General features: G+C 43.0%; 15 protein-coding genes and 1 pseudogene. All 16 read left to right on the top strand.

The window, feature by feature from the left end:
• Window positions 1-178: 178 nt before the first annotated feature.
• On the top strand, window positions 179-307 hold the full coding sequence (locus tag QUF86_RS01345) for a hypothetical protein (protein WP_260359184.1): 129 nt from the start codon (window positions 179-181) through the stop codon (window positions 305-307).
• Window positions 308-499: 192 nt separating this feature from the next.
• Window positions 500-807 (top strand): annotated as a pseudogene (locus QUF86_RS01340) (antibiotic biosynthesis monooxygenase).
• Between the two features lie 781 nt (window positions 808-1,588).
• Window positions 1,589-1,771, top strand: coding sequence for a hypothetical protein (locus QUF86_RS01335; RefSeq protein WP_289333390.1), 183 nt, complete (start codon window positions 1,589-1,591; stop codon window positions 1,769-1,771).
• Between the two features lie 12 nt (window positions 1,772-1,783).
• Window positions 1,784-3,253 carry a CoA-acylating methylmalonate-semialdehyde dehydrogenase gene (locus QUF86_RS01330; protein ID WP_289333388.1) on the top strand — a complete coding sequence of 490 codons (1,470 nt, stop codon included), beginning with the start codon at window positions 1,784-1,786 and terminating at the stop codon, window positions 3,251-3,253.
• Between the two features lie 73 nt (window positions 3,254-3,326).
• On the top strand, window positions 3,327-4,142 hold the full coding sequence (gene iolB / locus QUF86_RS01325) for a 5-deoxy-glucuronate isomerase (protein WP_289333387.1): 816 nt from the start codon (window positions 3,327-3,329) through the stop codon (window positions 4,140-4,142).
• 22 nt (window positions 4,143-4,164) lie between these two features.
• The gene (gene iolC, locus QUF86_RS01320) at window positions 4,165-5,142 is read left to right on the top strand and encodes a 5-dehydro-2-deoxygluconokinase (RefSeq protein ID WP_289317833.1); all 978 of its coding nucleotides are present in this window, start codon (window positions 4,165-4,167) and stop codon (window positions 5,140-5,142) included.
• A 32-nt stretch (window positions 5,143-5,174) separates the two neighbouring features.
• A complete protein-coding gene (gene iolD / locus QUF86_RS01315; protein WP_289317832.1) occupies window positions 5,175-7,085 on the top strand; it encodes a 3D-(3,5/4)-trihydroxycyclohexane-1,2-dione acylhydrolase (decyclizing) in 1,911 nt (636 codons plus the stop codon).
• 17 nt (window positions 7,086-7,102) lie between these two features.
• The gene (gene iolE, locus QUF86_RS01310; RefSeq protein WP_289317831.1) at window positions 7,103-7,990 is read left to right on the top strand and encodes a myo-inosose-2 dehydratase; all 888 of its coding nucleotides are present in this window, start codon (window positions 7,103-7,105) and stop codon (window positions 7,988-7,990) included.
• Between the two features lie 22 nt (window positions 7,991-8,012).
• A complete protein-coding gene (locus QUF86_RS01305) occupies window positions 8,013-9,425 on the top strand; it encodes a sugar porter family MFS transporter (protein ID WP_483313902.1) in 1,413 nt (470 codons plus the stop codon).
• 48 nt (window positions 9,426-9,473) lie between these two features.
• Window positions 9,474-10,505, top strand: a complete 1,032-nt coding sequence (gene iolG, locus QUF86_RS01300) for a bifunctional inositol 2-dehydrogenase/D-chiro-inositol 1-dehydrogenase (protein ID WP_289333385.1) — start codon at window positions 9,474-9,476, stop codon at window positions 10,503-10,505.
• A 47-nt stretch (window positions 10,506-10,552) separates the two neighbouring features.
• On the top strand, window positions 10,553-11,431 hold the full coding sequence (locus QUF86_RS01295) for a sugar phosphate isomerase/epimerase family protein (RefSeq protein WP_053533868.1): 879 nt from the start codon (window positions 10,553-10,555) through the stop codon (window positions 11,429-11,431).
• Between the two features lie 4 nt (window positions 11,432-11,435).
• Window positions 11,436-12,281 carry a 2-keto-myo-inositol isomerase gene (iolI, locus tag QUF86_RS01290; protein ID WP_289317828.1) on the top strand — a complete coding sequence of 282 codons (846 nt, stop codon included), beginning with the start codon at window positions 11,436-11,438 and terminating at the stop codon, window positions 12,279-12,281.
• Between the two features lie 40 nt (window positions 12,282-12,321).
• On the top strand, window positions 12,322-13,176 hold the full coding sequence (gene fba / locus QUF86_RS01285) for a class II fructose-1,6-bisphosphate aldolase (protein ID WP_289317827.1): 855 nt from the start codon (window positions 12,322-12,324) through the stop codon (window positions 13,174-13,176).
• A gap of 108 nt (window positions 13,177-13,284) precedes the next feature.
• A complete protein-coding gene (locus QUF86_RS01280; protein ID WP_289333384.1) occupies window positions 13,285-14,493 on the top strand; it encodes an MFS transporter in 1,209 nt (402 codons plus the stop codon).
• A 23-nt stretch (window positions 14,494-14,516) separates the two neighbouring features.
• Window positions 14,517-15,470, top strand: coding sequence for a sugar phosphate isomerase/epimerase family protein (locus QUF86_RS01275; RefSeq protein WP_289333383.1), 954 nt, complete (start codon window positions 14,517-14,519; stop codon window positions 15,468-15,470).
• A 70-nt stretch (window positions 15,471-15,540) separates the two neighbouring features.
• Entirely contained in the window at window positions 15,541-16,557 is a 1,017-nt protein-coding gene (locus QUF86_RS01270; RefSeq protein ID WP_289333382.1) for a LacI family DNA-binding transcriptional regulator, read from the top strand.
• Window positions 16,558-16,626 lie beyond the last annotated feature (69 nt).

The following is a 16,626-nucleotide window of genomic DNA, read 5'->3' as shown; positions in this document are numbered from 1 at the left end:
ATTCTAAGTAAATAGCAATCTATGGTATTATAATATTTCACATTGTAAGCGCTTTCTTGTATAATCAAATAAAGAAACCGATGGAGAGAAGTTATTAAGTACGCTAATGGCGGGATTCACAAGTATTAGTGGCTGAAAATTTATGCACCGGGATTAAAAAATAAAAGGGGGAAAAGATATGAAAAAGAATGGAGTGTCGTTAGTTGAATTTGTTCAGGAGGATCGATTCGAACTCAGCTCCTACATTACTTCTTTATTTAACAAACTGAATGACTATGTTCCCAAAAGTCTTAAAGATAAAAGGTAAATGACAATAAAAAATGGATCAGGAAGATCTGCATAACTTCCTGATTCATTTTTTATTTTGTTTTTGGGATTTAGAGTTTTAAGTAGCGCCCTTAAGTCAAAGTCTCAATAATTGACAATGAGAATCGTTATCGACTAAAATGATTGAACTATAAGTATATCGATTGGAATTGTGTTCATATTGTTCGTTCAAATGAGAAAAACGGTGGTTAAGGAAGGTAATGCAGAACAAGTGGTAAAACGGTTCGGTGGGGAAGGGATCATAGAAAAGCAGGAAGGGTTCATCGATTTAAGTGTAATGGTGAAAAAAGTGAGACGCGGGGATAAAGAGGTCATCGTATGATCAATTGGGAGTCGGAGGCGCATTGGAAGCAATGGGAAAAGAGTGAAGCCCATATCGCAGGCCATAAAGCAAACCTTGGGAAGCCAAAACCTGAATATATCGTCAGTTCGGAAGGATCATTATATGAAGTGAAAGCTATTAAAAAGGCAGTGAAATAACAGACTATAAGCTATCCTGTTTTAATTTCCGTACAATGGAAAAGATATTTCTTAAGTTACTGGGTGGAATATCCCATTTCTCAACTATCGAGGCGCATAGGGATGCGGAATGGTTGCCGTTCACATACAATAGCTTACCTTCACTAAAATTCAGGCTCCCATTATGGGTGCCTTTTTTTGTTGATGAACTCATCACGGATTAGGTTATATATTCCTATTCTGTTGATATAGTAAAATATCTTTTGTTTTTTTAGAATGGGACATTGACGGAAATGTGAAGAAAAGGGGAGAGCAGGAAGGTTGTTTATTATGTTTATATATATGAATTTATAAGGGATGTAGTTCTAAGGATAGCTGGATTTCCTATGGTAAAGTCAATTAGATTTATAAATAATAATATTTAAAAATACCATTAAAGTAGTGGTTAATTTAAATAGGAGCAAGACCGGCCTTAGCTGGGATGTCAATTACGACGAAGAGGTATTCTCCCAGGAAATGCTTTTAACTAAATATTGAAGCCCATTTCCATAGCCATCAATGTATTGAAGTGCAAAGAAGAAAGAATATTATAAAAAATCAAAAAAAGTGTTTACAGGGAAAAAATTTCATTGTAGTATTTCCTTATAAAGTAAATGAAATCGATTTCATCCCGGAACGCGATTATCCAAGCTTTATTCAGAAATTGATGCGAATAGTGATGAACTATTTCATGTTTAAGGATGATTAGATATTCGTTATCCTGGATTGGTCTTTACCTTTTTCCTTCAGGTGGAACTCCAGAATGAGAAATGAAATCGATTTCATTGATGGATTTAATATTGGGATTGAGCTAGAAAAACTGATTGATCCTAGAAAGAAACCTGGATGGATTTTCTTTAAAAGTCAAATGAAATCGATTTCATTGGCGTCGATACCTATACTTTTTAGAAATGGCTTAATGATTAAACAAATTACTTTATTTTAAGGAGGAAAAGACATGTCATCAGTAACACATGAGGTGAAAAAATTAAAAAATTATATAAATGGTGAGTGGATTGAATCCACTTCAAAGGAAACGGAAATCGTGTTTAACCCTGCAACTGGTGAGGCGATTGCCGAGGTGCCACTTTCAACTAGGGAAGATGTGAATCGTGCGGTTCAAGTGGCGAATGAGGCGTTTAAAAAATGGTCGCAGGTTGCCGTCCCGAAACGGGCACGGGTATTGTTCAAATATCAGCAGCTCCTTGTGGATAATTGGGAAGAACTTGCTAAACTGGTCACTATCGAAAATGGTAAAAGCTTATCGGAATCGATTGGTGAAGTTCAGCGGGGCATCGAGTGTGTCGAGTTTGCGGCTGGTGCACCTACGCTGATGATGGGCAAACAGCTTCCGGATATCGCGACAAACATTGAATCGGGTATGTACCGCTACCCAATTGGTGTAATCGGCGGTATCACCCCATTTAACTTTCCGATGATGGTCCCTTGCTGGATGTTCCCTCTTGCGATCGCATGTGGCAATACATTCGTGTTAAAGCCATCTGAACGTACACCTTTGCTTGCTGCACGCATTGTTGAACTGTTTGAGGAAGCAGGTCTTCCTAAAGGAGTACTGAACATTGTTAATGGAGCACATGACGTGGTTAATGGACTTCTGGAGCATAAAGATGTGAAAGCTATCTCCTTCGTCGGTTCACAGCCAGTGGCAGAATATGTGTATAAAACAGGCACGGCTAACTTGAAGCGCGTCCAGGCTCTTGCGGGAGCGAAGAATCACTCGATTGTCTTGAAAGATGCCAATCTTGGTATGACGGCCAAGGAAATAACAAGTGCGGCTTTTGGCTCGGCCGGTGAGCGTTGCATGGCCGCTGCGGTTGTTGTTGTAGAAGAAAGTGTAGCGGACGAGTTAGTTGAAAAATTGAAACAGGCAGCTGATGCCATTACGATCGGTAATGGTCTGGATGACGGTGTTTTTCTTGGACCGGTAATCCGGGAAGGGGCTAAGAAGAGGACCATCGATTACATCGAATCAGGAATAGCTCAAGGTGCGACCCTTGTGCGCGATGGTCGTAAAGACGAGGCAGCAAGCGGTAATGGATATTACCTCGGGGCTACGATTTTTGATCATGTGACGCAGGAAATGAAAATCTGGCAAGATGAAATTTTTGCACCAGTGCTCTCCGTTGTCCGCGCCAAAGATTTAACGGAAGCCGTTGAGATTGCCAATGCTTCAGCATTGGCAAACGGGGCTTGCCTTTATACGGACAGTGCTGCCGATGTACGCCAATTCCGTGAAACGATTCATGCCGGGATGTTGGGCATTAACGTAGGTGTTCCTGCACCCATGGCATTCTTCCCATTCTCTGGATACAAAGATTCATTTTATGGTGATCTGCATGCAAATGGAACCGATGGTGTGGAGTTCTATACACGTAAAAAAATGGTGACTGCACGCTACGTGAAATAAGTGAACGAAAAAGACATTGCAAGATGGCCCGTTTGGATACGGGCCGGATTTTTTGAAAAACAAGGAGGTACATATGAGTAAACTGCTTCAAAAACCGGAAAAACAAGAGGTCGCTGAAGGTGTTACAGTCGTTCAAGCGGTTACGAAAGGAAATTCCCCTTTAGAATTTGTTGAATTTAAAATAGTGGAGTTGACTCCGGGTGCTGAATATTCAGAATTACTAATCAAGAAAGAATGCTGCATTGTCGCTCTTACGGGAAAAATCAATGTGGCTGTAGGCGAAGATGTATACCATGATTTGGGCACACGCGATAGTGTTTTTGATAAAGTGCCGACCGATAGCATTTACGTGTCAAATGATAGAGGTTTTGAATTGGAAGCGATAACCAAGGCCAGAGTGGCGCTGTGTTATTCACCTTCTGATAAGCAGCTTCCGACTAAATGGATTAAAGCGGGAGATGTTGACGTGGAACATAGGGGCATTTTGAACAATAAGCGGATGGTGCATAATATATTACCGGATTCAGCTCCGTATGCGAATAGCCTTCTGGTGGTTGAAGTATATACAGAAAGCGGAAACTGGTCGAGCTATCCTCCGCATAAACATGATCGGGATAACTTACCAAATGAGTCATTATTGGAAGAGTCCTATTATCATGAAATGAACCCGCCTCAGGGATTCGTATTTCAGCGAGTATATACAGATGACCGTTCGATCGATGAGACCATGTCCGTCGAAAACGGTGATGTCGTACTTGTACCGGCCGGTTATCATCCGGTAGGGGTGCCTGACGGTTATGAATCTTATTACTTGAATGTCATGGCCGGTCCGACAAGGACATGGAAATTCTACAATGATCCCGATCATGAGTGGATACTGAATCGTTAAAGGAAAAGGAGCTGTTAACCGGATGAACTATACTTTTAATATCGATAAGGAATTTGACTTGATTGCCATAGGCCGTGCCTGCATCGACTTGAATGCCAATGAATATAACCGTCCGATGGAAGAGACCATGACATTCACAAAATACGTGGGCGGTTCACCTGCCAATGTTGCCATCGGAAGTGCAAAATTAGGCTTGGAAGTCGGATTCATCGGTAAGCTTGCAGATGATCAGCACGGCCGTTTCATCGAGCGTTATATGCGTGAGGCAGGTGTTGATACATCGAATATGGTAATCGATCAAGAAGGGCATAAAACGGGACTCGCCTTCACGGAAATTAAAAGTCCTGAAGAATGCAGTATCCTGATGTATCGGGATAATGTAGCCGACCTTCATTTAGCACCTTCGGAAGTGGATGAAGAATATATCAAAAAATCAAAGATCCTATTGGTTTCAGGGACGGCTTTAGCAAAAAGCCCATCACGTGAGGCAGTTTTAAAAGCCGTCAGCCTTGCGAAAAGAAATGATGTAAAAGTCGTATTTGAATTGGATTACCGTCCTTATACATGGAGTTCCATTGAAGAAACCTCCGTTTACTATTCGTTGGTCGCAGAGCAATCAGACATTTTGATTGGCACGCGTGATGAATATGATGTAATGGAAAATACCGAAAAAGGTACAAATGAAGAAACCGTCCGTTACTTGTTTAAACATTCCGCAGACCTGGTGGTCATCAAACATGGCGTCGAGGGTTCATATGCCTATACCAAATCAGGCGAAGTTTTTAAAGCGAAGTCCTATAAAACGAAAGTATTGAAAACATTCGGCGCAGGGGATTCATATGCTTCCGCTTTCTTATATGCGTTAGTGAGCGGCAAAGGGATTGAAAGCGCTTTGAAGTTTGGCAGTGCTTCCGCTTCCATAGTAGTAAGCAAGCACAGCTCATCCGAGGCGATGCCCGTTGCAGAAGAAATCGAAGGTTTGATTGCCGAACGCGTGTAAGGAATTTATCTACATAGAGGGGTGAACTGAAGATGGGAACAGTGAGGTTGACTACAGCCCAGGCATTAATCAAGTTTTTAAATCAGCAGTACATTCATGTTGATGGTGAGGAGTCTCCATTTGTAGAAGGTATATTTAATGTATTCGGACATGGGAATGTCGTTGGTATTGGTCAGGCACTCGAACAGGACGCTGGCCACTTGAAAGTGATTCAAGGAAAGAATGAGCAAGGGATGGCACACGCAGCAATCGCCTACAGCCGGGAAATGCTGCGAAGGAAAATTTATGCAGTCACTACATCTGCCGGGCCAGGCTCGGCAAACTTGATAGCTGCGGCGGGGACTGCACTTGCCAACAATATTCCTGTCCTCTTACTTCCTGCTGATACATTTGCGACACGTCAGCCGGATCCGGTTCTTCAGCAACTTGAGCATGAGCATAGTACGGCCATCACCACAAATGACGCTTTTCTTGCAGTATCAAGATATTGGGATCGCGTCACTCGCCCTGAGCAGCTCATGTCCAGTCTGATCCGGGCCTTCGAGGTGATGACCGATCCCGGGAAAGCCGGGCCAGCGACGATATGCATCTCACAGGATGTAGAAGGGGAAGCATTCGATTTCGATGAACATTTTTTTGAAAAACGCGTCCATTATTTAGATCGGAAAGCTCCGGTTGATCGGGAACTGCAAGGAGCGGCCGATAGAATTAGAGCAAGTAAGAAGCCGATCATCATCGTCGGTGGCGGAGCAAGATATTCCGGAGCTCGGGATATATTGATGAAGCTGGCGGAAAAGCATAACATTCCACTTGTGGAAACACAGGCAGGTAAATCGACGGTGGAATCATCTTTTCCTAAGAATTTGGGCGGAGTCGGCATTCTCGGTACGATGGCTGCCAATAAGGCTGCCCGCCAGGCAGATCTCGTAATTGGTGTCGGGACCCGCTATACGGACTTTACGACTTCTTCCAAAACTGCATTTGATTTTGAAAGGACAAAGTTTTTGAACATTAACGTCAGCCGCCTTCAAACCTATAAATTAGATGGATTTCAAGTCGTCGCCGATGCAAAAGTGGCGCTCGAGAACCTTGAAGCGTTACTAGTGGGCTATGAAACCGAATATGGGGAAATGCTTGGAGAATGGAAGGCGGAGTGGCTTTCCGAACGGACCCGTTTAAGTCAAGTCACTTTCAGCCGTGAAAATTTCATGCCTGAAATCAAAAGCCAGTTTTCACAGCAAGTCTTGAATGAATACTCGGATGCATTGAAAACTGAATTGGCCCAATCCACTGCGATGATCGCAATAAACGATACGGTCGATCAGGAAAGTGTGGTGGTCGGTTCAGCCGGATCACTTCCGGGTGACTTGCAGCGACTCTGGCATTCAAACGTGCCAAACACGTACCATCTTGAATATGGATTCTCCTGCATGGGCTACGAAATTGCAGGAACATTAGGAGCTAAGCTTGCCCATCCAGACCGGGAAGTCTATGCAATGGTAGGGGACGGCAGTTTTCTGATGCTTCATTCGGAATTGATCACAGCCATCCAATATAATCATAAAATCAACATATTATTGTTTGATAATTCAGGCTTTGGCTGCATCAACAATCTGCAAATGGAGAATGGCAGCGGAACATATTGCTGTGAGTTCAGAACACATGATAACCAAGTCATGAATATAGATTACGCAAAAGTGGCGGAAGGGTACGGAGCCAAAACTTACAGGGCCAATACTGTCGATGAGCTAAAAGCTGCATTGGAGGATGCAAAGAAACAATCGGCATCTACATTAATAGAAATGAAGGTTCTGCCGAAAACGATGACGGATGGTTATGACTCCTGGTGGAATGTTGGCGTGGCAGAGGTCTCGGAACGGAAAAGTATACAAAGGGCATATGAAGCGAGACAAGAGAAATTAAAAAAGGCCAAACAATATTAAAAGGGGGAAGTCGGAAAATGCAGGAGATTTCGTGGGGGATTGCCCCAATTGGCTGGCGTAATGATGACATACCGGAAATAGGAGCTGAAAACACCTTATCCCACCTTTTAAGCGATATTGTCGTGGCAGGATTTCAGGGGACCGAAGTAGGCGGTTTCTTCCCGGAACCGGCGGTCCTGAATAAAGAGCTGCGGCTTCGGAACTTAAAAATAGCCGGTCAGTGGTTCAGCAGTTTCATCGTTCGTGATGGAATCGAAAAAGCAGAACGGGATTTCCATGAACATTGCAAATATTTACAGGCTGTCGATGGCGATGTAGCGGTAGTATCCGAACAGACCTACAGTATCCAAGGCGGAAGGTACGATGTATTTAAGGAAAAGCCCCACTTTACTGAAGAAGAATGGGGAATATTGTGTACGGGCCTGAACCGTCTCGGGGATATTGCTGGACTTTACAACTTAAAATTGGTGTATCACCACCACATGGGGACAGGGGTCCAGACACTGAGTGAAATTGACCGCCTTATGGAAAATACCGACAAGAAGGTGCATCTGTTATATGATACTGGACATATTTATGTATCGGATGGCGATTGCATGTCCCTTCTGCAAAAGCATATCGACCGCATTGGGCACGTTCATTTCAAGGATGTGAGGCATAACGTGCTGGAGCAGTGCCGGAAAGAGGGGAAATCATTTCAAGAATCTTTTTTAGCCGGCATGTTCACAGTGCCTGGTGACGGCTGCATTGACTTTGTGGAAGCTTACCATACATTACTGGAAAATCATTATAAAGGCTGGATTGTAGTAGAAGCGGAACAAGATCCGTCCGTTGCCCATCCATTGGAATACGCATTAATCGCTCGCAAGTATATAAATGAAAGGCTGCTCCTCGTTCAAGATTAAAAACCGGAAAGAAGTGATTAATTTGAGTAATGATGGAAATCAAATGGCATTCTTACGCAAGATTATTATCTTCTCGACGTTAGGCGGTCTTTTGTTCGGATATGATACAGGTGTCATTAATGGTGCCTTGCCGTTCATGTCCGAAGCGGATCAACTTAACCTCAATTCACTTACGCAAGGACTTGTTGCCAGTTCACTTCTTTTAGGCGCGGCACTTGGAGCGTTTCTGGGAGGTAGGCTTTCGGATTATGCGGGCCGCAGAAAAAACATTCTTTTTCTTTCGGTACTTTTTTTCTTTTCCACCCTTGGATGCACGTTTGCACCGAATGTTACGGTCATGATTGCTTGCCGTTTTTTACTCGGCCTAGCGGTAGGCGGGGCGTCAGTAACCGTTCCTACTTATTTGGCGGAAATGTCTCCTGCTGATCGACGCGGCCGGATCGTCACCCAAAATGAATTGATGATTGTTAGCGGACAGCTGCTTGCATTCATTTTCAATGCCATTCTAGGGACAACGATGGGTGACAGTTCACATGTTTGGCGTTACATGCTGGCAATAGCATCACTTCCAGCCATACTTCTTTTCTTTGGCATGATAAGGTTGCCTGAAAGTCCAAGGTGGCTTGTGTCCAAGAACAAAAATGAAGAGGCCCTGAAGGTTTTGAAAAGAATACGTAAAATGGATGAGGCAGAATCGGAATTTCAGGGAATCAAAGCGACATTCGATGAGGAGAACCATGTTAAAAAAGCTACATATAAAGATTTGACCGTCCCATGGATACGGAGAATCGTCTTTCTTGGTATCGGGATTGCCATCGTTCAGCAAATAACGGGCGTTAATTCTATCATGTACTATGGTACCCAAATTTTAAAGGATGCAGGGTTTGAGACAAAAGCTGCTTTGATCGGGAATATTGCAAACGGTATCATTTCTGTTTTGGCAACGTTTTTAGGTATTTGGCTGCTTGGTAAAATCGGGCGCCGTCCAATGCTCTTAACCGGTTTGATCGGGACTACGACCACATTGCTGCTGATTGGCGTCCTATCTTCCCTTCTTGAAGGGACGGCTGCCCTTCCTTATATCGTTTTGTCCTTGACAGTCACTTTCCTTGCCTTTCAGCAGGGAGCCATTTCACCGGTTACCTGGTTGATGCTTTCAGAGATCTTCCCGCTTCAAGTACGTGGGCTCGGTATGGGTGTCACCGTATTTTTTCTATGGGTCGTGAACTTTCTGATTGGCTTAACATTTCCTGTTTTACTTGATAAAGTCGGATTGTCCACAACATTCTATTTCTTTTTCGCGTTAGGCATTTTGGCTATCATCTTTGTGAAAAAATGTCTACCGGAAACAAGAGGACTTACACTTGAACAGCTTGAACAAAACTTCCGCAATCATGGAAAAGAACCTATTAAGGAAATGACAAAAATAATATAAGAGTTACAGAGAGAAAATATAGATACGTATAATAGGAGGAATATGATCATGACATTAAATTTTGGCGTAATAGGAACGGGTGCCATCGGCCGGGAGCATATTAAAAGAATTGCAAACAAATTATCCGGAGGGAGAATTGTGGCTGTAACCGATGTGAATCAAGAGGCGGCAAAGCAGGTCGTGAATCAATACGGACTTGAGGCACTTGTATATCCGGATGACCAATCACTGGTAAACTCCGAAAATGTGGATGCTGTGCTTGTTACGAGTTGGGGCCCTGCACATGAGCAAAACGTATTGAATGCGATTGAGGCTGGCAAATATGTATTCTGTGAAAAGCCACTGGCAACAACGGCGGAAGGCTGCAGGAGAATAGCCGAAGCGGAAATGAAACACGGGAAGCGTTTGGTGCAAGTTGGTTTTATGCGACGTTATGATAGCGGTTACGTACAACTGAAAGAAGCCATTGATAGAAATGAAATTGGCGAGCCGCTCATGGTCCGCTGCGTACACCGCAATCCAGAAGTGGATGAAAAATATACGACGGAAATGGCAGTCGTTGATACATTGATTCATGAAATTGATGTATTGCATTGGTTAATCAGCGATGATTACAAATCAGTTCAAGTCATTTACCCGAAGAAAGCAAGCCGCGCGCATGCTAATTTAAAAGATCCCCAACTCATCATAATGGAAACGAAGAGCGGGATTGTCATTCAAGCTGAAGTATTCGTGAATTGTAAATATGGCTATGATATCCAATGTGAAGTCATTGGTGAGGACGGTGTTGCATATCTTCCTGAACCAGCGAGCATCGTGACAAGGAAAAGCGCAAAACGGAGCACGGATATCTTGGTAGATTGGAAAGATCGTTTTATGGATGCATATGACATAGAATTACAGGATTTCATAGATTCCATTATAAAGACAGGTCAGCCGAATGGTCCGACTTCATGGGACGGATACATTGCTGCTGTAACAGCTGATGCTTGTGTAAAAGCACAAGAGTCCGGACAGAAAGAATCCGTTGATTTAGAAGAGAAGCCCGTTTTTTATACAGGGAAAATCACTGTACAGTGAACGTACCATGCATTGAAACGAAAAATGAATTATAGGGGGAAAGACCAATGAAACTAGCTTTGGATCCTACGATGTATGCCAATTTATCATTAAAAGAAATGGTCGATAAAACAGCGGAACTAGGCTATGAATATATCGAACTGTCACCGAGGGAAGATTTTTGTCCATTCTATAAATACCCTAAAGTGGATAAGGAACAGATTAAGAATTTGAAACGCTGGTGTAGCGACGCAGGTGTGAAGATATCATCCTTGCTTCCGCTTTACTACTGGGCCGGTCCTGATGAGGAACGGCGCCAGGCCGCAGTCCGTAATTGGAAACGTGCCATTGAAGTGGCAGTGGAATTGGATGTTGACTTGATGAATAGTGAATTTAACGGATCTAAATTCAATGAAGTTATCTGTGAAGAGAAATTCATTAAATCAATGGATGAGCTCCTCCCGGTGTTTGAAAGGGAAGGCGTTAAACTGAATTTGCAGGCACACCCATTCGATTTCATCGAAACGCATGAGGGAGCGATGGATATGATCCGTGCCCTTGACCGTCCATGGATCAACCTTGTGTATTCAACGGCACATACATTTTTCTATGATGATGGCAAAGGCGATATTGCCCCTATGTTCGATTCTGCCGGGGATCGCCTGCAACATGTCTTGTTTGCAGATACATTCAATCATAAAGCATCCAACGGACTCCGTTATATCGTCAATCCTCCAGGTGTCGAGGCAACCGTCCACCAGCATTTGAACATCGGCGAAGCGGAAGTTGACTTTGATACGATCTTCAAAAAACTGAAAGAAATGAATTTTGACGGCATCGCGACAAATGCAGTATTTGCTTGGATCGACAAAGCAGACTGGTCAAGTAAGCTTATGCTTCAAAAAATGAGAGACGGATTGGGTTTAGCAGAAAGAATTGGAGGCTGACAGAATGAAACTTTGTTTCAACCAAGCGACAACACTTGAAAATTCCAACTTGGTCAAAGATCTCAAACACTGTGAAAAACATGGTTACGATTATATCGAAATCCGTACCATGGATAAATTGCCTGAGTATTTGGAAGAGCACTCTATTGAAGATTTAGCAGAATTTTTTAACGCAAATCATATTAAACCACTTGCCTTCAACGCGCTCGTATTCTTTAATAACCGAGATGAAGACGGCCATAAGGCGATAATAGCCGAATTTAAAAACATGATGATCATGGCGAAGAAATTGGGTGTGAAATATGTGGTGGCAGTTCCACTTGTAACGGAAGCGAAAATATTGAAAGAAGATATTAAAAACAGCTGTGTGGAAGTATTGACGGAGCTTTCCGAAATCGCTGAACCGTTTGGCGTTAAAATTGCTGTCGAATTTGTCGGGCATCCACAATGTACTGTGAATACATTCGGTCAGGCATACGATATTGTAGAAACAGTCAATCGTGATAATGTTGGCTTGGTGCTGGACTGTTTTCACTTCCATGCTATGGGTTCCAGTTTGGAGGACTTGAAGAAAGCGGATGGGTCGAAAATCTTCATTTTACACATTGATGATACAGAGGATTTTCCAATCGGCTTTTTGACGGATGAAGACCGGGTGTGGCCTGGGCATGGTGCCATAGATTTAGACAGCATATTATTCATCTTGAAGGGAATTGGTTATTCTGACGTTGTATCTGTTGAATTGTTCCGTCCTGAATATTATGAACTCGATGCTGAAGAAGCCATTAAGACTGCAAAAGAAACGACAATTCAAGCTATCTCGAAATACTTTGTACTCCAGAATGTGTGAGTAAACATGGTAATCTCGGGAAATGGGGGGTGATGGAATTATGCCTTTAGTACCAATGAGAGAGATGCTTTTGAAAGCAAAAGCAGGAAGTTATGCTGTGGGTCAATATAATATTAATGGTTTGGCATTCGCCCAGTCTTTTTTACAGGCTGCCAATGAGGAACGAGCGCCGATCATACTTGCGGCATCGGACAGGCTCGTTGATTATCTTGGCGGATTTAAAACGATTGCGGCTATGGTAAAAAGCCTTATGGAAGAAATGGACATTACGGTTCCGGTTGCCCTTCATCTTGATCATGGAATGGATGTGGAACGCTGCAAGAAAGCGATCGATGCGGGTTTTACATCGGTCATGATCGATGGCTCCCATCATTCAATAGATGTAAATATTGAAATCACCAAAATGGTTGTCGACTATGCCCAAAAGAACGGCGTTTCCGTTGAGGCGGAAGTGGGGACAGTCGGTGGGACGGAGGATGGCCTCGTCGGAGGTATTCAATATGCAAATCCCCATGAATGCACGAGGATGGTAAAAGAAACGGAAATTGATGCACTAGCGGCTGCTTTGGGTTCCGTTCATGGTCCATATCAAGGAGAACCTAAACTCGGTTTTGAGGAAATGGAATTAATTTCGAACATGACGAATGTGCCTCTTGTCTTACATGGAGGCTCTGGTATTCCGCTGTACCAAATCAAAAAAGCAATTGAACTTGGACACGCTAAAATAAATGTCAATACCGAAAGCATACAAGTGTGGGCAAAAACGATTCGGGAAGTATTGGCCGTTGAAGGAAAAGTATATGAGCCTCGCGCCATCATCACACCAGCGAAAGAAGCTATCATCTCCGTCGTGAAGAGAAAAATGGCAGAGTTCAATACAATTGGAAAGGCTTAAGTATGTAAAGGTGTTCCCAATTACGTTGCGGGCACCTTTTTGTATATTCACTTTTTGAATGAGGTGCCCTTGCTGAAAAATAGTTCGCTGGTCAGAGGAAGTGTTGCAATGACTTTGTTACATACCGCACGAAATAGATTTCTATTTTTAGTGCTCTCATTTATTTTTTGGTTTTCAAATTTCATTTATATACCCATTTTGTCTCCTTACCTTGAGACGATGGGAGGGGATTATACATTTATCGGCATGGTATTAGGCAGTTATGGGCTGATGCAATTTCTCTTCAGGCTTCCGTTCGGAATTTTTTCCGACCTCATAAAAGTAAGAAAACCTTTTATTATCTTTGGAATGGTCGTGAGTACGTTGAGTTGCGTGACTTTTGCATGGGCCGATAGTTTAGGCTGGATCCTTTTGGCCCGCTCGTTAGCTGGAGTTGCCGCCGCAACTTGGGTAGCGTTCACCATTTTATTTTCCAGCTATTTTTCAGAACGTGATCTTCACCGAGCGATGGGCAGTATCTCGTTAGCTGTGGTTCTGGCACAGCTGCTTGGAATGGTGGTCAGCGGATACATTGTCGATCAATGGGGATGGCAAGCACCTTTTTGGATGGGAGGGATTATCGGTTTCGTTGGTATCGTCCTTTCACTTTTTATTTACGAATCGAACGAAGATTTTCTGAAAGAGCCTATTAAATTGAAAGAACTCGTATCAGTTATGCTTGAACCGGCGCTTTTAAAAGTATCATTTCTATCCATTCTCGCACATGGCATCATCTTCACGACAATGTTCGGCTTCACTCCGACATTTGCTTTAAAGCTTGGTCTCCAGACAGATGAGATCAGCATGGTCATCTTTTCATTCATGATTCCTCATGCCATTGCCACCATGCTTAGCGGAAAGATATTCGTACCATTATTCGGACAATGGAGGTTACTGAAACTAGCTTTCGGACTAACGGCCATTTTCACAACATGTACGCCATTAATAGATACAAAAGGGATGCTTTTTCTGATTCAAGGATTGAATGGATTCTCATTAGGCACTCTTTTCCCATTATTTTTAGGGATGGCGGTGGAGTCGATTCCCCTTGAAAAAAGGGCAACGGCCATGGGTGCATATCAAGCAATTTACGCGATTGGTATGTTTGCGGGACCTTTTATTGCGGGAGTATTGATTTCACATTTAGGTATTTCTGCAGGATTTTATTTTTCGGGTTCACTTGGTGCAACTGCTGTGTTCTTTATGATTTTATGGAGCCGCCATAAAGGAAAGAAACCGAACAGAGAATTGACTGAGCGGCATGTACGGGATGTCTAGTTTAAATAGAGGAGGAAAACTTTATGAAGGTTGGTTTAGTTACTGATATTTTAGGTTACATGCCATTTGAAGAGATGCTGGATACGTGTATTGATCTGGGAATAGAGACACTCGAGCTTGGATGCGGCAATTGGTCGGGGGCGCCACATCTCGATTTGGATGAACTTCTTGGAAGTCCCACAAAACGAAAGCGGTTTTTAAATGAAATAAATATAAGGGGGATGAGCATTGCAGCGTTGAATTGTTCTGGCAATCAGCTTGACCCATCAGAAGAAGGAACCATACATAAATCCGTTGTGGATAAGACCTTTCAGCTAGCAGGGCTTTTGGGTGTCGAAACGGTTGTCATGATGTCGGGATGCCCTGGCGGCGGACCAAGTGACAGGACGCCCAATTGGCTGACACATCCCATTTTGCCCTCGCATTTTGAGATGCTTGATTGGCAGTGGAATGAGGTGGCATTCCCTTATTGGGAAAAAGCGGTGACAACGGCAAAAGAACACGGAGTTCGAAAGGTTGCCATCGAAAATCTGGGCTGCAATTTAGTTTACAATCCTGAAACACTCTTTAAATTAAGGCAAGAAGTCGGTGATATGGTCGGCATGAATTTTGACCCGAGTCATTTATTTTGGATGGGCGGTGACCCCATCGCGGCTTTAAGGACATTAGGAAGCGCAGTTTATCATATTCACGCAAAAGATGTCCGGTTAGAAAGAGGGATATATGATGTCCAGGGATTGATTGATGTAAAACCAATGAACCAATACGCAGGAAGATCATGGAATTACGTTGCCCTTGGATATGGTCACGACAGTGGCTGGTGGAAAGAGTTTTTTACTATCGTTAAAATGATAGGTTATGAAGGACCGATCGTTCTCGAAATGGAAGATTTAACAATGGCACCATTAACAGGCGTGAAAAAATCCATGAATGTTTTGGAAGAAACGTTGCCTAGGGAATTCGATATTTTAACATGAAGTCTAAATTACTTTATAATGGACTTAATGAAAATGACAAAATAGAAAATAGGCAGGTGGAGATAATAGAATGAAAATGAGCGATGTGGCGAAATTGGCCAACGTATCTCCCGCAACCGTTTCAAGAGTGCTCAGACAGCCGGATTTAGTAAGTGAAGATACCAAACAAAAGGTGCTGCAGGTGATTGAAGAGATGAATTACAAGCCTCACATGATTGCCAGTCAGTTCAGGACGAAAGAGACAAAGATCATTCTGGTCGTCGTACCGGATATAACAAGACCCTTTTTTTCCGAAGTGCTTCGGGGCATTGAGCATACTGCTGTAGAAAATGGCTATCAGGTTATATTGGGAGATACCGAGAATGACATTGAACGGGAAAAGGAATACATCGATTTGCTATACAAAAAGCAGGCGGATGGAGCGGTACTCCTTACCGCTAGAATGAACAGAGAAAGCCTGGAAAATCTCTCAAATCAATTCCCGATTGTACTGGCATGTGAATACGTGGACGGACTGGACATTCCAACTGTATCGATCGACAATGTAAGCAGTGCCAGAAAAGTAACGGAACATTTAATCAAGCTTGGACATACACGAATTGCTCATATAACAGGCCCCATGAATATCATCCTTAGCCGGGATCGCTTAGGGGGGTTCCAGCAGGCAATGAAGAATCATCACTTGAAAGTCAACCAGGAATTAATCCAGGAAGGGGGGGATTATGGCATTGACTCAGGGTATGACCAGATGATGAAATTATTATCGCTGGAAAAAAGGCCTGAAGCAGTGTTTGTTTTTAATGATGAAATGGCGCTGGGAGCAGTAAAAGCGATCCAGGATCATGGGTTGAGCGTTCCCAAGGATATTGCTGTCGTAGGTTTTGATAATTTGAAAATAGCATCCATTTTTCATCCTCATATTACGACCATTGACCAGCCTAAGTACGAAATAGGGAAAAAAGCAACAAACTTATTGCTGACCTTAATGAAAGGCGGAACCGTTGAAAAGAAAAAATTCGTCCTGAAGGATGAGTTGATCATCCGCGAATCTTGCGGTTCCAATTTGGAAAAAAGTTTGAATGCGTAAAAATGTTTGGCAAGATTGCTATGTTAGTATTGAGTGGCTTCCTTTTATGGGAGCCTTTTTGCATTTTGA

Origin of the sequence: Peribacillus sp. NJ11, from assembly GCF_030348405.1 — a bacterium.
In the GTDB taxonomy this organism is placed as follows: domain Bacteria; phylum Bacillota; class Bacilli; order Bacillales; family DSM-1321; genus Peribacillus.
The sequence above is the reverse complement of the archived record's forward strand: the minus strand, read 5'-3'. Positions and strand labels throughout refer to the sequence as shown.

Coding starts and splice junctions, on each gene's coding strand:
- QUF86_RS01345 (WP_260359184.1), top strand. CDS start 179: ATGAAAAAGAATGGAGTGTCGTTAGTTGAATTTGTTCAGGAGGATCGA.
- QUF86_RS01335 (WP_289333390.1), top strand. CDS start 1,589: ATGAGAAATGAAATCGATTTCATTGATGGATTTAATATTGGGATTGAG.
- QUF86_RS01330 (WP_289333388.1), top strand. CDS start 1,784: ATGTCATCAGTAACACATGAGGTGAAAAAATTAAAAAATTATATAAAT.
- iolB (WP_289333387.1), top strand. CDS start 3,327: ATGAGTAAACTGCTTCAAAAACCGGAAAAACAAGAGGTCGCTGAAGGT.
- iolC (WP_289317833.1), top strand. CDS start 4,165: ATGAACTATACTTTTAATATCGATAAGGAATTTGACTTGATTGCCATA.
- iolD (WP_289317832.1), top strand. CDS start 5,175: ATGGGAACAGTGAGGTTGACTACAGCCCAGGCATTAATCAAGTTTTTA.
- iolE (WP_289317831.1), top strand. CDS start 7,103: ATGCAGGAGATTTCGTGGGGGATTGCCCCAATTGGCTGGCGTAATGAT.
- iolG (WP_289333385.1), top strand. CDS start 9,474: ATGACATTAAATTTTGGCGTAATAGGAACGGGTGCCATCGGCCGGGAG.
- QUF86_RS01295 (WP_053533868.1), top strand. CDS start 10,553: ATGAAACTAGCTTTGGATCCTACGATGTATGCCAATTTATCATTAAAA.
- iolI (WP_289317828.1), top strand. CDS start 11,436: ATGAAACTTTGTTTCAACCAAGCGACAACACTTGAAAATTCCAACTTG.
- fba (WP_289317827.1), top strand. CDS start 12,322: ATGCCTTTAGTACCAATGAGAGAGATGCTTTTGAAAGCAAAAGCAGGA.
- QUF86_RS01280 (WP_289333384.1), top strand. CDS start 13,285: ATGACTTTGTTACATACCGCACGAAATAGATTTCTATTTTTAGTGCTC.
- QUF86_RS01275 (WP_289333383.1), top strand. CDS start 14,517: ATGAAGGTTGGTTTAGTTACTGATATTTTAGGTTACATGCCATTTGAA.
- QUF86_RS01270 (WP_289333382.1), top strand. CDS start 15,541: ATGAAAATGAGCGATGTGGCGAAATTGGCCAACGTATCTCCCGCAACC.